The organism is Microbacterium petrolearium (assembly GCF_054782875.1).
Genome location: NZ_BAAGRQ010000105.1, coordinates 1 through 518, shown reverse-complemented (window position 1 = coordinate 518; position 518 = coordinate 1). Strand labels below are relative to the sequence as shown.

At 71.8% G+C, this 518-nt stretch carries 1 protein-coding gene and 1 pseudogene; both read left to right on the top strand.

The genetic code is table 11. From position 1 onward, the window contains the following. Window positions 1-282, top strand: a 282-nt coding sequence (locus ACYVJ0_RS13850; protein ID WP_460818440.1) for a 4a-hydroxytetrahydrobiopterin dehydratase, incomplete at its 5' end; no start/stop codon positions are given. A gap of 53 nt (window positions 283-335) precedes the next feature. Further along, window positions 336-518 (top strand): annotated as a pseudogene (locus ACYVJ0_RS13845) (ABC transporter permease); the annotation flags it as partial.

The following is a 518-nucleotide window of genomic DNA, read 5'->3' as shown; positions in this document are numbered from 1 at the left end:
GCGAGCGCGGGCACCGGCGACTGGCGGGTGCAGGGCGGCTCGGCGGTCGTGCGATTCACCACAGGCTCGTTCGCCACGGGGCTGAGGTTGATCACGCGCATCGGCGCGCTCGCCGAGGCCGCCAACCACCATCCGGACGTCGACCTGCGCTATGAGACCGTGACGGTGCGGACCTCGTCACACGACATCAGCGGGCTGTCCCGCCGAGATCTCCTGCTCGCGCAGGAGATCTCGGCGGCGGCTCGTGAGCTCAGCATCGCGGCGGACCCGGGCGATCTCTGACCGCCGAAAAACATGGTGAGCCGCGTCCGGCGGGCGGGTAGAGTCCCGCGTTTGTGCGCCCGCTCCCGTCCCCTGCCCGGAACCCGTACTGGCGGTTCCTGGTAGCGGGCTTCCGCGGGCAGTCCGCCTACCCGCTGGCGATGCTCGCCGGCCTGGTGGCGAACGCGACGTTCGGCCTGCTCAAGGGCGGAATCATGGGCGCAGCGGTCGAGAGCTCGGGCGGCGAGCTGGCCGGC